Origin of the sequence: Amycolatopsis keratiniphila, from assembly GCF_000400635.2 — a bacterium.
Lineage (GTDB): Bacteria > Actinomycetota > Actinomycetes > Mycobacteriales > Pseudonocardiaceae > Amycolatopsis > Amycolatopsis keratiniphila.
Genome location: NC_021252.1, coordinates 3,879,570 through 3,895,626 on the forward strand (window position 1 = coordinate 3,879,570; position 16,057 = coordinate 3,895,626).

Consider the following 16,057-nt stretch of genomic DNA (forward strand, 5'->3'; position numbering starts at 1 on the left):
CGTCCTGCGGCGCGGGCGGTTCTCCGCCCGGATGGAACGCCGCACCCTGGTCTTTTTCTTGGCGATGCTGGTGATCATCGCCGGTCTGACGCTGCTCGGGCTCTGCTACGGCGCGGCGTGGGCGAGCCCCGCCCGCGTGTTCGCCGCGCTCACCGGATCCGGTGGCGGGCCGGGCGTGGTCATCCGCGAATGGCGGCTGCCCCGGGTACTGGCCGGGCTGGTGTTCGGTGCCGCGCTCGGCCTGGCGGGCGCGATCTTCCAGAACGTCACCCGCAACCCGCTCGGCAGCCCGGACGTGATCGGTCTCGACGCCGGCGCGTACACCGGCGCGCTGTTCGCGATCACCGTCCTCTCGGGGACGTCGACGCAGCTGACCATCGGTTCGGTGCTCGGCGGCGTGATCACGGCGGCCGTCGTCTACGCCTTGTCGCTCGGCGGCGGACTGTCCGGGCTGCGGCTGATCGTCATCGGGATCGCGATCAACGCGATGCTGACCGCACTCAACTCGTGGATCGTGCTGCGCGCCGAACTCGAGATCGCGATCGCGGCCGTCGGCTGGAACGCCGGTTCCCTCAACGGGGTCGGCTGGGACGACGTCGCCATCCCGTTCGGGGTGCTCGCGGTGCTGTTCGTCGTGCTGTTCACCAGGGCGCCGGCACTGCACCAGGCCGCGCTCGGCGGCGCGCTGGCGGTCACCACCGGTGTCCGCTGGGACCGCCTGCGACTGGTCCTGGTGCTGATCGGGGTCGGCTGCACGGCCACGGTGACCGCCGTGGCGGGCCCGATCGCGTTCATCGCGCTGGCGGCACCGCAGATCGGGCGGCGGCTGGCCCGCACGCCCGGTATCGCCCTGCTGCCCGCCGCCCTCACCGGCGCCGTGCTGCTGACCAGTGCCGACCTGGCCGCCCAGATGTTGCTCGCGCCGGAATCGCTGCCGGTCGGTGTGGTCAGCACCGTGATCGGCGGCGGCTACCTGATCTGGCTGCTCACCAAGGAGGTGCGGCGCACATGAGTGCCCGCTTGACCGCTCGGGACCTGACCCTGCGCTACGGCGACCGGGTCGTGTCGACCCGGCTGAGCCTCGACGTGCCCGACCGTGCGTTCACCGCCGTCGTCGGACCGAACGCGTGTGGCAAGTCCACCCTGCTGCGCGCGTTCGTCCGGCTGCTGCGCCCGTCGGACGGCGAGGTCCTGCTCGACGGCAAGGACGTGGGTTCCTTTCCCGGCAAGGGTCTGGCGCGGGAGCTCGGGTTCCTGCCGCAGGATCCGGTCGCCCCGGAGGACGTCCGCGTCCGGCAGCTGATCGCGCGCGGCCGGTTCCCGCATCAGTCGTTGTTCGCCACCTGGTCCGAAGAGGACGAACGCGCCGTGCTCGACGCGATGACCGCGGCCGGGGTGGCGGGGCTGGCCGACCGGCCGGTGCAGGAGCTTTCGGGCGGGCAGCGGCAGCGCGTGTGGGTGGCGCTGGTGCTGGCGCAGAAGACGCCGTACCTGCTGCTCGACGAACCGACGTCCTTTTTGGACATCGCGCACCAGTACCAGTTGCTGGGTCTGCTGGCGCGCCTGCGTGACGAGGGCCGCACGGTGATCGCCGTCCTGCACGACATCAACCAGGCCTGCCGGTACGCCGATCACCTCGTCGCCCTGCGGGACGGCCGGATCGTCGCCGAGGGCGCGCCGTCCGACATCGTCGACGCGGAGCTGATGAAGGAGGTCTTCGATCTCCCCAGTGTCGTCGTGCCCGACCCGGTGACCGGAACCCCGATGGTGGTGCCTTCATGCTGAATCTCACCGGTGCCCAGCTGGGTATCTGGACCGCGCAGCGCCTCGAACCCGATTCGCCTTACTACGTCGTCGGCGATGTCATCGAGATCGTCGGCGACGAGCCGGTCGACGTCGTCGCGCTCACCGAAGCGATCCGGGCGACCGCCGAAGAGGCGGACAGCCTGCGGCTGCGGGTGTTCGAGACGCCGGCCGGTCCGCGTCAGGTCGTGTCGGAGGACGCGCTGCCGTTGCCGCAGGTGGTGGATCTGCGCGGCGAGGCCGATCCGGTCGCCGCCGCGCACGAGCGCGTGGACGCCGAACGCCGCCGGGTCGCCGAAGCCTGCCGCGGGATGGTGGACCGGCCGCTGTTCGCCCATCTCGTGCTGCGGCTGTCCGAGTCGCACGTGTGGTTCACCCAGCTCGGACACCACCTGGTGTTCGACGGTTACACCGCGGCGATGCTCGCGCGCCGGACGGCGGCCCGCTACACCGCGTCGGTGCGGGGCAAGGACGTCCCGCCTTCGACGTTCGCCCGGTTCGCCGACCTCGTCGAGGCCGACCGTGCCTACCGCGAGAGCGAACGGTTCGCCCAGGATCGCGAGTACTGGCGGGAGCGGTTCACGCCGTTGCCGGATCTCGACGACGCCGGTAGCGCGTCGGGTCCGCCCGAGCACACGGTCACCGCCCGGTCGGTCCTGCCCGCTTCCGAGCTGGCCCGGCTTCGTGAGCTGGGCAAACGTGCCGGGACCACGTGGGGCGACGCGCTGATCGCCTGCTACGCCGCGTTCCTGCACCGCGTGCTCGGCTGGACCGACGTCGTGTTCGCGATGCCGTTGATGTGCCGCGAAGGTGCGGCGCTGCGGACCCCGGCGATGGCGGTCAACGTGCTGCCGTTGCGGGTCACGGTGCTCCCGGAGGACTCGGCGGCCGAGCTGACCGCGCGGGTCGCGGGCGCGCTGAAGGAGATGCGCACGCATCAGCGGTATCGCGGAGAAGACCTGCCGCAGGATCTCGCGGTGCCCGGCGCCGGGGCGCTGCTGCACGGCCGCGGCATCAACCTCAAGGCGTTCGATCTGAAGCTCGACTTCGCGGGCTCGCACGGCACGATGCGCAACGTCGCGGGCGGGCCGCCCGAGGACATGGGGCTGTCGGTGCTGCCGACCTCGGACGGCGGGCTGCTGCTCGGGTTCGAGGTCGACGCGCGGACGCACGACCAGGCCGCCGTCGACGCCAAGCTGACCGCGTTGCGCTGCCTGATCACCGCGCTGACCGAACCGGACGGCCCGGCGGTCGCCGGCGCGGATCTGGTCCCGGCGGGCGAGCGGGACACGCTGCTGGAGGCGTGGTCGACACCCGCCCCGGAGAGCGAACTCCTTGACGTACCCGAACTTCTCGACGCGCTCGATCCCGGCCAGACCGCACTGGTCTTCGGCGACGAACGGCTGACCGCGGGCGAACTCGTCACGCGGGTACACCGCCTCGCCCGGGAGCTGCGGGCTCGCGGCGTCGGGGCGGACGACGTCGTCGCGCTGGCCCTGCCGCGGTCGGCGGATCTCGTCGTCGCCCTGCTGGCGGTGCTCGACGCCGGGGCCGCCTTCCTGCCGCTGGATCTGGCGCATCCCGCCGAGCGCCTGCGGGAACTCGCCGCCGAAGCCGGTGCGGTGCTCACAGTGGCCCACGACCCGCGGATCGTGCCGGGGCCACACCTGCTGCTCGGCGAAACCGATCTGTCCACTCTGGACTCTTCGCCGCTGGGGATTTCCCGCCATCCGGAACATCTGGCGTACGTCATCTTCACCTCAGGCTCGACCGGGCGGCCCAAGGGCGTCCTCGGCCGGGTCGGCGGACTCGCGACGCTGCTGCGCCACCACCGCGCGACGACGGTCGCCGAGACCGAGCGCGCCGCGGGCAGGCGGCTGCGCGTCGCGCACACCTATTCGTTCGCCTTCGACTCCGCGCTCGACCAGCTGATGTGGCTGCTGTTCGGGCACGAACTCCACGTCTACGGCACCGATGTCGCGCGGGACGCCGACGAACTGCTGGCCGCCTTCGCCCGCGACCGGATCGACGTCGTCGACACCACGCCGTCGATGGCCGCGCCGCTGGTCGACGCCGGGCTGCTCGACGGCCCCGACGCGCCCGCGCTGCTCGTCCTCGGCGGCGAGGCGACCCCGCCCGCGCTGTGGCGCCGCGTCGCCGAGTCCGGTGTCCCCGCCCGCAACATGTACGGCCCGACCGAGGCCACTGTGGACGGTGCCGGATCCTGGCTGGACGACGGCGAACCGACCATCGGCACCGCGGTGCCGGGCACGGCTGTCCGGGTGCTCGATGCAGCGTTGCGTTCCGCGCCCGCCGGAACGCCGGGAGAGCTGTACCTGGCGGGGCCGCATCTGGCCCGTGGCTATCTCGGACGTCCCGGCGCGACCGCCGAACGGTTCGTCGCCGATCCGTTCGGCGCGCCCGGCGACCGGATGTACCGCACCGGGGACCTCGCCCGCTGGGTGCCCGGCCGAGGGCTGGAGTACCTGGGCCGTCGCGACGGTCAGGTGAAGGTGCGCGGGCACCGTGTCGAACTCGGCGAGGTCGAGGCCGCACTCGCCGCTGTTCCCGGCGTGCGGGCGGCGGCCGCCGCGGTGCGCGGGCCGAGGCTCGTCGGCTACGTCGTCGGCGAGGTCGTCCCGGACGAGGTCCGCGCGGAACTCGCCGGGCGGGTGCCGGAGCATCTCGTGCCCGCCGCGGTCGTCGTGCTCTACTCGCTTCCGTTGACCCCCAACGGGAAGATCGATCGTCCGGCGCTGCCCGCCCCGCGCGCGGCGGCCGGACGCGTCGCGGCCACCGACCGCGAACGCCTGCTGTGCGCCACCATCGCCGAGGTGATCGGTGTCGACGAGGTCGCCGTCGACGACGACTTCTTCGCGCTGGGCGGCGACAGCATCACGGCGATCAGCGTCAGCAGCAGGCTGCGTGCCCACGGTCTCGACCTGCGCCCGCGTGATCTGCTGGCCCGCCGCAGCTTCGAGGCGCTGGCGGCGGCGAGCGCGGAGATCGGCGCCCCGGCCGCCCCGCCGGACGAGCCGGTCGGCGTGGTGCCCGCCCCGCCGATCGCCCGCGCGCTGCTCGATCCGCATCCGGACGTCACGACGATCGCCGGGTACACCCAGTGGACCGCCGTCCGGCTTGACGAGGACCTCCCTCCCGCCCTGCTGACCGAGGGCGTGCAAACGCTGCTGGACCACCACGACGTCCTCCGTCTGCATTTGGAGGACGAAATGCGGGTCCGGGAACGCGGGGCGGTGCGGGCGTCCGACGTGGTCGTCGAGACGACCGGTGAACCGGCCGAGGTCGCGGCGGAACTCGCGGAGTCCCTGGATCTCCGGGCCGGGGTGCTCAAGGTCGCGTTGCTACCGGATCACCTCGTGATCGTGCTGCACCACTTGGCGGTCGACGGGGTTTCGTGGCGAGTGCTGCTGCCGGATCTGCGTGCGGCCTGTGCCGGCGAACCGCTCGAACCGGTCGGGACATCGTGGCGGCGGCACGCGCTTCTCCTTGCCGAGCAGGGCACTTCCGGTGCCCGGCGGGGCGAACTCGATCACTGGCGCGGCGCGCTCGGCGGTCCGCGTCTCGGTCACCGGCCGCTCGACCGGGCCACCGACACGGTCGCGACCGCGCGGCGGTCGGTCACCCTCGCCACCCCGGAGCAGACCGACGCGGTGCTCACCGCGTTGCCCGCGGCCTACCGTGCCGGACCGGACGACGTGCTGCTCGCCGCGCTCGTGCTGGCACTGCGGTCTTGGCGTGCTGTCCCGGTCGAGGCCGAAACCGTGTCGCTCGAAGGACACGGCCGTGACCATGACGGCCTGGATCTCTCACGCACCGTCGGCTGGTTCACCGCCGAATATCCGTTGCGCATTCCCTCTGGTGTAGCGGCGGCCGGAGAGGTGCTGCGGGCCGCCAAAGAGGCCAAACGCGCGGTCCCTGACAACGGTGTCGGCTTCGGTGTCCTGAGGTACCTCGACCCGCTCACCAGGGACGAACTCGCCGCCGTCCCGCCGCCGGACGTCGTCCTGAACTACCTCGGCCGGTTCGCGCCCCTGCCCGGCACCGGCTGGCGGCTGCCCGAGGAGGACCCGTTCGCGCTCACCGAACCGGACGCCAAGTCACTGGAACAGGTGCTGGCGCTGAACTGTTTCGTCCGCGAGGAAGGCCGTCCCCAGCTCGCTGTGGAATGGACCGCGGCCGGTGCGATCCTGTCCGAGGAAAGTGTTGCCGCGTTTCAGGAATCTTGGTCGCGAGCCCTGGAAGCGATGGCCGCGCACGCCGCCCGGATCGGTCCGGACGGCGGCGGGCTCACCCCGTCGGATCTCCCGCTGGTCGGCCTCGGTCAGGCCGACATCGACGCGCTCGAACGCCTCGGCCGGGTCGAGGACGTCCTGCCCGCGACCTCGCTGCAAACCGGGCTCTCGTTCCACACGCTGGCGCGCGGCACCGAAGACACCGACGTCTACGTGGTCCAGGCCGTCACCCTGCTCAGCGGCGCGCTCGACGCGGACCGCATGCGCGAGGCCGCGGCGGAAGTGCTGCGGCGGCATCCCGCACTGCGTGTTCACCTGCACACCACCGACTCGGGCGAGGTCGTCCAGGTGGTGCCCGCCGACGTCACGCTGGACTGGCGATTCGCGAACGTCTCGCCGGACCGGGTCGAGGCCGAATGCCGCACCGAACTCGCCCGTCCCTTCGACCCGGCGACCCCGCCGCTGATCCGGTTCCTGCTGCTGACCCTCGGCCCGGACGAGCACCGCCTGGTGCTCACGAATCACCACGCGCTGCTCGACGGCTGGTCGATGCCGCTGGTCGGCCGCACCTTGCTGGCCACCTACGCCGAACTCGGCGGCGGTCCGGCGGCCCCGGTCGCGCCCCCGCTTTCGGAGTACCACCGGGTGCTGGGCGAACGCGACCCGGACGCCGCGCTGGAGGCGTGGCGCGAGGCGCTGTCCGGATTGGACGAAGGAACGCGGCTCGCCCCGGCGAGCGTCGAGTCCACTGTGGAGCGTCCGGAACGCGTCACCGTGGAACTCGGCGGGGAGTTCAGCGAACGGCTGCGCGCTTTCGCCCGCGAGCGCGGCATCACCCCGACGACGGTGTTCCAGACCGCGTGGGGAGCGTTGCTCGCCAGGCTGACCGGCCGTCGCGACGTGGTCTTCGGCTGCCCGGTCTCCGGCCGCCCGGCCGACGTCCCCGGTGTCGAGCGCATGATCGGCCAGCTGGGCAGCACGATCCCGGTACGCGTGCGGTTCGACGCCGCCGACACCGCGGCCACCGTGCTGGAACGCGTGCACACCGAAAGCGTGCGGCTCACCGACCACCATCACGCCGGGCTGCCGGACATCCAGCGCGCGGCCGGGGTCGGCGACCTGTTCGACACGATGCTGGTGATGGAGAACTTCCCGCTCTCCAGCCGCGCCCGTACCACGCTGGCGCCCGGCCTCGACCTCGTCGGCGTCGACATCACCGACGCGACGCACTACCCGCTCACGGTGATCGTGCTGCCCGGCGACGAGTTCACGATCGGCCTCGGCTATCAGCCCCAGGCGTTCACCCGCGAGGAGGCCGAGTCCTACGGCCGCTGGCTGCGGGCGATGCTGCACGAGATCGTGGCTGACCCGGCGCGGCCGGTCTCCCGGCTGCGGGCGCTCGGCGCCGAGGAAGAACGCGCGATGCTGCGTCTCGGTGAGGGACCGGAACCGAAGCGCGAACGCGGCGGCATGCTGGCGGAGTTCGGCCGCTGGGTCCGGGAGACGCCGGACGCCGAAGCCGTCGTGTGCCGCGACCGGATCCTGACCTACGCCGAACTGGACCGCCGTGCCAACCGGCTCGCGCACACCCTGATCGACGCCGGGGTGAAACCGCAGGATCCGGTCGCGGTCCTGTTGCACCGCGACGTCGACCTCGTGGTCGCGCTGTTCGGCGTGATCAAGGCCGGCGCGGTGCACGTGCCGATGGACCCGGACTACCCGGCCGACCGGCTGGCCTACATGCTGGGCGACATCCGGCCCGCCGCCGTCGTGTCCACTTCGGACGTCGAGGGTCTCCCGGTGATCGACCCGGCCGAACTGTCCACTGAGGACTCGGATCCGGCGGTGCCTTCGTGCGCGGACGCGATCGCCTACGTCATCTACACCTCGGGCACCACCGGCAAACCCAAGGGTGTGGCGGTGCCGCATCGCGGCGTGCCGAGCCTGATCGCGCTGCAGGAGGACATCGTCGGGATCGGGACCGCCGAGCGGTACCTGCATTTCGCCTCGACGAGTTTCGACGTCGCGTTCTGGCAGTTCATGCTGCCGTTGCTGTCCGGCGGTACGTCGGTGATCGCGCCGGAGGAGGTGCGGATCTCCGGCGACGACCTCCTGGCGTACGCCGCCGAACACCGCGTCACCGGGCTCAACCTGTTGCCGTCGTTCCTGTCCGCGATGCCCGACGACGCGACCGTCGACCCGGACGTGTTCTTCGTCGTCGGCGCCGAACGGCTCGATCCGGAGCTGGCGCGGCGCTGGGGGGACCGGCGGGCGCTGTTCAATGCCTACGGGCCGACCGAGGTCACCATCAACTCGGTCACCTGGCACTACGACCCGGCCGACCCCGGCCCGCTGCCGATCGGCCGTCCGGACCCGGAGGTCCGCGCGTACGTGCTGGACGGCGGTCTGCTCCCGGTCGGCACGAACGTCACCGGCGAGCTGTACCTGGCCGGGCCGAAGCTCGCGCAGGGCTACGTCGGCCGGGCGGCGCTGACCGCGGAACGGTTCGTCGCCGATCCGTTCGGGCCGCCGGGGGAGCGGATGTACCGCACCGGTGACCTGGTCCGCTGGCGTCCGGACGGGCAGATCGTCTTCCTCGGCCGCGCCGACCACCAGGTCAAACTGCGCGGGTTCCGGATCGAACTCGGCGAGATCGAGACCGCGCTGACCGCGCACGGCGACGTGCGTGCCGCCGCGGTGATCGTCCGCGAGGACCGGCTGGTCGCCTACGTCGTCCCCGTGGACGGCGCCGACCCCGATCCCGCCGCGCTGCGCGAGTACCTCGCCGCGGAACTGCCCGCGTACATGGTGCCGGCCGCGTTCGTACCGCTGGACCGGCTCCCGCTCGGCCCGAGCGGCAAACTGGACCGGGCCGCGCTGCCCGCGCCGGAAGCCCGCTCCGACGGTGGACGGGAACCCGCCACCCCGGCGGAAGCCGTGCTGCTGCGGGTGGTCCGCGAGCTGCTCGGCCCCGACGTCGGCCTCGACGACGGGTTCCTCGACGCGGGCGGCGACAGCATCGCGTCGCTACGGGTGGTCTCCCGCGCCCGCCGCGAAGGGCTGCACCTGACCGCGCGTGACGTCCTCGAAGGCGGCACGGTCGCCGGGATCGCCGCGCGCTGCGGCGAACCCGGACGGGCGGAGGAAGCCCACGCGGTCGGCGACGCCCCGCTCACGCCGATTATGCGGGATCTGCTGCGGCGCGCGGGAAAGGCGGCCGACGGGTTCTGCCAATGGGTCGAGATCTGCGTGCCCTCGGCGGACGACGTCCCTCGCTGGACCGCGGTGCTCGACGCCGTTCTCGCCCGCCACGACGTCCTGCGCGCACATCTGGTCGAGGACGCGCTTCGTGTCCCGGACGTCGGGGCCGTCACCGGTGCCGACGTGCTCACCGCCGTCCGCGTCTCCGGTGATCCTCGCGCGGCGCTGGACGCCCAGGTCGAGGAGATCGTCGCGCGGATGGACCCACGCACCGGACCGCTGGTGCGGGCGGTGCTGGCGGACGCCGGGGACCGGCCCGGACGGTTGCTGCTGGTGGCACACCACCTGGTCGCCGACGCGGTGACCTGGCGTGTCCTGCTCGACGACGTCGAACAGGCCTTCCACGGCAACACCCTGCACCGGCGCGGCCAGTCGTTCCTGGGCTGGGCGCGGTCGCTGCGCGCGGCCGCCCCGCATCGCGAGGACGAAATGCGGCACTGGCAGGGGGTCGCCGCCGCGCCGGTGAGCACGCTCGGCCGGAGCAAGCTCGATCCGGGGCGCGACACCGTGGCGACCGCACGGCATCACCGGATCGACCTCGGTGAGGCCACGACCCACGCCGTGCTCACCGCGCTGCCGACGGCCTACCGAACCGGCCCGGACACCGTGCTGCTGACCGCGCTGGCCCGTGCCGTCGCCGCCTGGCGCGGGACCGAAGCCGATCTGCTCGTCGCCGTCGAAAGTCACGGACGGCCGGGTCACACCCCGGACTTCGCGGGCACGGTCGACCTGGCGCAGACCGCCGGCTGGTTCACCGCCGTGCATCCGGCGCGGGTCGCGCCGCCGTCCGGACCGGTGCCGGACGCGCTGCGGGCGGTGCGTGATCACCTGCGCGCGGCAGGGGACGGGCTCGGACACGGGATTCTCGAGATCGACGGCCCCCGGCCGGAGGTGGCCTGGAACTACCTCGGCCGCTTCCCCGCGCCGCCGGTCGAGGAGACCTTGTGGCAGCGCCCACCGGACGCCGATCCGCTCGGTTCGGGCGGCGGTGCGGAGATGCCGTTGCCGTACGCGCTGACGGTGAACGCGATGGTCCCCGACGGCGGCACGCTCGGCGTCCGCTTCACCTGGCCGTCCGCGCTGTTCACCGAGGACGAGATCACCGTGCTGGGCGAGCACTTCCGGCGTGAGCTGGACGCTCTCGCCGCCGACGTGCCGGGGCCCGGCGAGATCCTGCCGCTGACTCCGTTGCAGGAGGTGATCCTGCGCGAATCCCGGGCGGCGGACGAAGATCCGTATCGAGTGCAGGCGGCGTTCACGCTGTCCGGCGACCTGGACGTTGACGCGCTGCGGAGGGCGGCGGACGCCTTGGTGCGACGGCAGCCGAACCTGGGCGCGGCGTTCCCGCCGTCGCACGAGGTCCAGGTGATCCCCGCCGAGCCGCGGGCCGGTTTCCGCGTGCGCGAAGTGTCCGAAGTGGACAAGGCGTTGGACGAGGAACTCGCGGAACCGTTCGACCTGGCGCACGGTCCGCTGTGGCGGGTGACCGTCCTGAGGCACGACGGTCACACGCTCGTGCTGACCAGTCACCATCTGCTGTCCGACGGCTGGTCCGCGCCGCGCATCCTGGGCGAGCTTTTCGCGCTGTACGCGGGCAAACCGTTGCCGGAGCCGGTGCCGCCGACGCGGTACACGCGACTGCTCGCCGCGGCCGATCACTCGGCCGACGTCCGGGCGTGGCGCAGGGAACTCGACGGCCTTCCCGAAGGCGACCATCTGCCGCGTACCGGAGGCTCCGCCGATCCCGCTCTGTTCACTGTGGACGGTCGGCTGGTCGCGGAACTGACCAAGCTGGGCGCGGAACGAGGGCTCACCGTCAACACCCTGCTGCAGGGTGCGTGGGCGGCCGTGCTCGCGACCCACGCCGGCCGCCCCGACGTCAGCTTCGGGGTGATGACCTCGAACCGGACGTCCGATGTGGACGGTGTCGAGGACATCATCGGCCTGCTGGCGAACAGCGTCCCGGTCCGCGCCAGATTCACCGGGACCGTCGCCGAGGCGCTCGCCGATCTGCAGGCACGGCAGCAGGCGATGGCCGCGCACCACCGGATGGGCCTGCCGGAACTCGCGTCGCTGGCCGGGCGCGAGCGGCTGTTCGACAGCCTGCTCGTCTTCGAGAACTATCCGGTGGATCCGGCGAAGCTGCGCGAACCCGCGCCCGGCCTGACCGTCACCGGGACGCGGTTCCGCGAGCGCACGCATCACCCGGTGAGCGTCACGGTCGTCCCCGGCGAGCAAGGCTGGGAAGGCGTTCTGTACGCGAAGGAGGCCGACGCCCGGTCGCTCGCCGACGACCTGGTCGGCTATCTCCGGAAGCTGCCGTCCTGGCTCGACGGCGATGCCGCCGGGTTCGTGGGGGAGCGGTGACCGCGCGCCCGATCGACGCCGCGCTGTGGCGCACGGCGTCCGTGCTGGTGCTCGGCACCTTCATGGCCACTTTGGACAGCACGATCGTCTCGGTCGGCGTCGACACCCTCGCCGACGAGTTCGGCGCGCCGGTCACCGGCGTCCACTGGGTGACGACGGCGTATCTGCTGGCCGTGGTCACCGCCGTGCCGGCGTCCGGCTGGCTCGCCGACCGGTTCGGCGGCCGCCGCGTCTGGCTCACCGCCGTCGTCGTGTTCCTGCTGGCATCCCTGTTGTGCGCGCTGGCGCCGACACTGCCCGCGCTCATCGCGTTCCGTGTCCTGCAAGGGCTCGCGGGCGGCCTGCTCCCGCCGACCGGCCAGGCGTTGCTGGCGCGGGCCGCCGGACGGGACCGCATCGGCCGCGTGATCGCCGTCGTCGGCCTCGTCCCGCTCCTGTCGCCGGTGCTCGGCCCGCTGGCGAGCGGCACGATCCTCGCGGTCGCCGACTGGCCGTGGCTGTTCTACGTCAACCTCCCGATCGGCGTGGTGGCGGTGTTCCTGGCCAGGCGCTGGGTTCCCGAGAGTGAACCCGGGGGCAAGGGCGAGCGCTTCGACCTCCGGGGCGCGCTGCTGCTCTCGCCGGGGCTGGCCGTCCTGGTCTTCGGGCTCACCTGGTTCGACCAAGGGACGCCGGTGGTCGCCGGGATCGCCGTCGCGTTCGGCGTCTTGATGCTGGCGGCGTTCGTCCGGCATGGTCTGCGGGCCGAAGCACCGTTGCTGGATCCACGCTTGTTCACCAAGCCGCCATTCGGGGTGGCCGCACTGGCGCTGGTACTGCTCGGCGCGTCGGTGTTCGGCACGATGTTCCTGCTCCCGCTCTACCTCCAGCGCGGCCCTGGACTGTCCACTTGGGACACCGGCTTGCTGCTGGTGCCCCAGGGCATCGGCGCGGCGGCCGGTTCGGTACTGGTGAACCGGCTCGTCGATCGGATCTCGCCGCGCACGCTGGTGCTGAGCGGCATCGGGCTGGTCGCCCTGGGCACCGCCCCGTTCACCCAGCTCGGTCCGGGTCTTCCGGACTGGGTGATCGTGGTTTCCCTGCTGCTGCGCGGTTTCGGCGCGGCGCTGATCGGCGCACCGGTGATGACGATCGTCTACCGCCACGTCGAACCCGCCCGGCTGCCCCGCGCGGCCGGGGCACTGAATCTGCTCAACACGCTCGGCGGCTCGATCGGCACCGCGGTGCTGGCCGTGGTGCTGCAGGCCCGGCTGGCCGCGCGCGGCACGGATGTCGCGGCCGCCTTCGCCGACGCGTTCTGGTGTGTTCTCGGCCTCGCCGTCGTGGCGGTGGCCGGTGCGACGCGGCTGCCCCAGGCCGCCCCCGACAAGAAGAAAGGTCATGCGGATGCTTGACCAGTTGCCCAGCCCGGCCGAGGTGGCCACGAGCGGCTTCGTGCCGGAGGAGATCATCCGGCACCGCGAAACCGTCGCCGACGTGCTGGCTCGGCGCGACTCGCGGCTGCTCGTCGTCGTGGGCCCGTGTTCGGTGCACGACACCGACGGCGCGCTCGAGTACGCGCACCGGCTCGCGGAGGCGTCGCGCCGGTTCGCCGACGACCTCGTCGTGGTCCTGCGCGCCTACCTGGAGAAACCGCGGACGATCGCGGGCTGGACCGGCCTGGTGCCCGACCCCACCCTGGACGGCAAGGGCGATCTCGCTTCCGGGGTCCGGATCGGACGGCGGTTCCTGGACGACGCCGCCGCGACCGGGCTGCCGCTGGCGTACGAGTTCGTCGACCCGTTCCTGGCGCCGTACTTCGCGGACACCGTCAGCTGGGGCGCGATCGGCGCGCGGACCGTCGCCAGCCAGCCGCACCGGCAGCTGGCGTCGTGGCTCCCGATGCCCGTGGGCATGAAGAACTGCGTGTCCGGGCGGCTGGACACCGCCGTCGCCGCGGTCCGGTCGGCCGCGCTGCCCCACGTCTTCCCGGGCGCCGCCGCCGACGGACGGCCGCGGATCCAGCGCAGCTCCGGGAATCCGGACGCGCACCTCGTGCTGCGCGGCGGCCCGAAACCCAATCACCACGCCCACGCGGTCGCGGACGCCCTCGACGCGCTGACCGCCGCCGGCCTGCCGCACCGGCTCGTCGTCGACGCCTCGCACGGCAACAGCGGCAAGGACCACAACCGGCAGCCCGTGGTCGTCGCCGACCTGGCGGACCAGATCTCGGCGGGCAACGACGCCCTGGCCGGCGTGATGATCGAGTCGTACCTCTCCGACGGCAGGCAGGACGTCGGCTCCGCACGCCCCCGGCCCGACCTGAGCATCACGGACGCCTGCCTGGGCTGGGACCGGACGGTCCCGCTCCTAGAGTCCCTCGCCTGCGCGAACGCGGTGCGACGCCTGAGCGGCCCCGTCGCGTCACCCCGCGCGTAGGCGTATCACGCGTGATTGAAGCCGTAACTCTCGTGATTGAAGGCGGAACGGCTCCAATCACGCGTGTTACGCCTTCAATCACGAGAGTTACGCCCAGGGGGACGGGTCACAGCGCTTCGAGGGTCGCCTTCATCGCCGGGACCAGCTCGTCGCCCATCTTCTCGAACTGCCGTTTGAGGAAGGGGTCCGCGAGTTTCGCCAGGCCGTGGAACTCGATGGTGGCGTGGTAGCTGACGGTCGTCGTGCCGTCCGCTTCGGAGATGGTCAGATCGTCGGTGGACGTCGCGGTCTTGTTGCTGCCGACGAACACGATCCGGTCCGGCTCCAGCCGGTCGAGCCGATAGGTGAGCTCCGTCTTCTTGCCGCGGAACTCCGACACGTTGTGCCACCGCGAGCCGACGGCGATGGGGCCGGTGTCGGTGCGGGTGCAGGACACGGTGCCGGGGTCCCACGACTCGGCGTGCGCGAAGTCCCGCAGATAGCCGACGACGGTCTGGGCGGGGGTGCGGACGGTGATCGTCCGGTGCACGTGGACCATCACGCCAACGCTACGCAGGTGAACCGGCTCCCGCAGTCTCAGCGAAGCGCGTGAAGGCCCCCTTCCCTCGGCTCAGTCGAGGGAAGGGGGCCTTCACGCGCGATCGGGGCTACTTCTTCCAGACGATCGGGTCGTCCTTGTACCCGTCACCATCGTTGAATTCGGCGCCGCCGACCTCGCCGCCGTCCCTGATGGCCTGCAGCTCACAGGTCTCGTAGGTCGCGCCGGCGGTCTTGAAGTCCTTCTTCGCCGACTCGGACTGGCAGGCGGTGGTCTCGCCGGTGATGATCACGCCGGTGCTCTTGTTGTCCGGGCCGACCGCGCGCATCCGCACCGTGCTGTAGCTGAGGTCCGTGCCGCCGACGTTCTCCACGGTCATCCGGATGTACACCGGCGTCATGCCCTTGGCCTTCTCGCCGTAGGAGGCGAGGTCTTCCTTCGGGCCGAGTTCGATCGCCTTGACGGTGATCGCGATCGTGCCGCTCTTGTCGTTGCCGTACTTGAACGGGACGACGGCGCGCTCGCCGACCTTCAGCGCGGTGCCGGGCGCGGTGGCGTCCGCGTTCGAGACCGGGACCGTACCGCTGGTCGCGGGCGAGGACGCGGATGCCGACGTCGGTGCGGGCGACGGGGCGGGGGCGGGGCTGCCGCCCTTCTCTTCCCCGCCACAGGCGGAAAGCAGCAGCGCGGCGGCGCAGCCGGTGGCGGACAGAGCGATACGGTCGAACTTCATGGATCTCCTCGGACTCCCCGCCGAACCCTGCTCCGGCGTTCTCGCCACGCACCGTAGTTGATGACGGAGTACATCGGTGTGGTCCATTCGCACCAGAGCAGGTCACGAATCGATTACGCTTATCGGCCTAACGGGTGCGCTTTCACTTCTTCCAGGTGATGGGGTCGTCCTGGTAGTCGCCTTCCCGGAAGATCACGCCGCCGACCTCGCCGCCGTCCTTGACGCCTTCGGTCTTGCAGGTCTCGTACGTCGCGCCGGCGGTGGTGAAGTTCGCCGGCGCCTCCTCGCCTTTGCAGGCCGCGGTGCTGTTGGCCAGGATCACCTTGGTGCTCTTGCCGTCCGGGTCCACCGCGCGCACCGACACCGAAGTATCGGAGAGATCCGTGCCGCCGACGTTCTCGATCACCATCCGGACGTAGACCGGGAGCATGCCTTCGCCCTTGTTCTTGAACTCGGCGAGGTCTTCCTTCGGGCCGAGGTCGACCGACTTCACGGTGATCGCGATCGTGCCGGACTTGTCCGCGTCGCTGAACGGGACGACGGCGCGTTCGCCGACCTTCAACGTGCTGCCGGGTGCCAGGGTGCCGTCGGCCCGGACGGTCTTGTCACCCTTCTCTTCCCCGCCGCAGGCGGAAAGCAGTAGTGCTGCGGCGCAGCAGGTGGCGATCAGGGCGGACTTCATGG

8 protein-coding genes are annotated in these 16,057 nt (G+C 71.9%); 5 read left to right on the forward strand and 3 right to left on the reverse strand.

Annotated features, from left to right (window positions below; all coding sequences use genetic code 11):
• Nucleotides 1–31: 31 nt before the first annotated feature.
• Genes AORI_RS58690 through AORI_RS58710 form a run of 5 tightly spaced genes read left to right on the forward strand, consistent with a single transcriptional unit; the run spans nucleotide 32 to nucleotide 14,102 of the window.
• Complete coding sequence (locus tag AORI_RS58690; protein ID WP_043848807.1) at nucleotides 32–1,012, forward strand: FecCD family ABC transporter permease; 981 nt, start codon at nucleotides 32–34, stop codon at nucleotides 1,010–1,012.
• Nucleotides 1,009–1,785 carry an ABC transporter ATP-binding protein gene (locus AORI_RS58695; RefSeq protein ID WP_016333897.1) on the forward strand — a complete coding sequence of 259 codons (777 nt, stop codon included), beginning with the start codon at nucleotides 1,009–1,011 and terminating at the stop codon, nucleotides 1,783–1,785. The genes AORI_RS58690 and AORI_RS58695 overlap by 4 nt, the downstream gene beginning before the upstream one ends.
• Nucleotides 1,779–11,684 (forward strand): non-ribosomal peptide synthetase, encoded by a 9,906-nt coding sequence (locus tag AORI_RS58700; protein ID WP_016333898.1) that lies wholly within the window; start codon nucleotides 1,779–1,781, stop codon nucleotides 11,682–11,684. Before AORI_RS58695 ends, AORI_RS58700 begins: the two co-directional genes overlap by 7 nt.
• Nucleotides 11,681–13,078: a DHA2 family efflux MFS transporter permease subunit gene (locus AORI_RS58705; RefSeq protein WP_016333899.1), complete on the forward strand. Its 1,398-nt coding sequence runs from the start codon at nucleotides 11,681–11,683 to the stop codon at nucleotides 13,076–13,078. The genes AORI_RS58700 and AORI_RS58705 overlap by 4 nt, the downstream gene beginning before the upstream one ends.
• On the forward strand, nucleotides 13,065–14,102 hold the full coding sequence (locus AORI_RS58710; protein ID WP_016333900.1) for a 3-deoxy-7-phosphoheptulonate synthase: 1,038 nt from the start codon (nucleotides 13,065–13,067) through the stop codon (nucleotides 14,100–14,102). Before AORI_RS58705 ends, AORI_RS58710 begins: the two co-directional genes overlap by 14 nt.
• 106 nt (nucleotides 14,103–14,208) lie before the next feature.
• Here AORI_RS58710 and AORI_RS58715 read toward each other — a convergent pair whose 3' ends face one another.
• From AORI_RS58715 to AORI_RS58725, 3 genes are all read right to left on the reverse strand, one after another.
• On the reverse strand, nucleotides 14,209–14,640 hold the full coding sequence (locus tag AORI_RS58715; RefSeq protein ID WP_016333901.1) for an SRPBCC family protein: 432 nt from the start codon (nucleotides 14,638–14,640) through the stop codon (nucleotides 14,209–14,211).
• Nucleotides 14,641–14,749: 109 nt separating this feature from the next.
• A complete protein-coding gene (locus tag AORI_RS58720; protein ID WP_016333902.1) occupies nucleotides 14,750–15,373 on the reverse strand; it encodes a hypothetical protein in 624 nt (207 codons plus the stop codon).
• Nucleotides 15,374–15,515: 142 nt separating this feature from the next.
• Nucleotides 15,516–16,055: a hypothetical protein gene (locus AORI_RS58725; RefSeq protein WP_016333903.1), complete on the reverse strand. Its 540-nt coding sequence runs from the start codon at nucleotides 16,053–16,055 to the stop codon at nucleotides 15,516–15,518.
• Nucleotides 16,056–16,057: the final 2 nt, after the last annotated feature.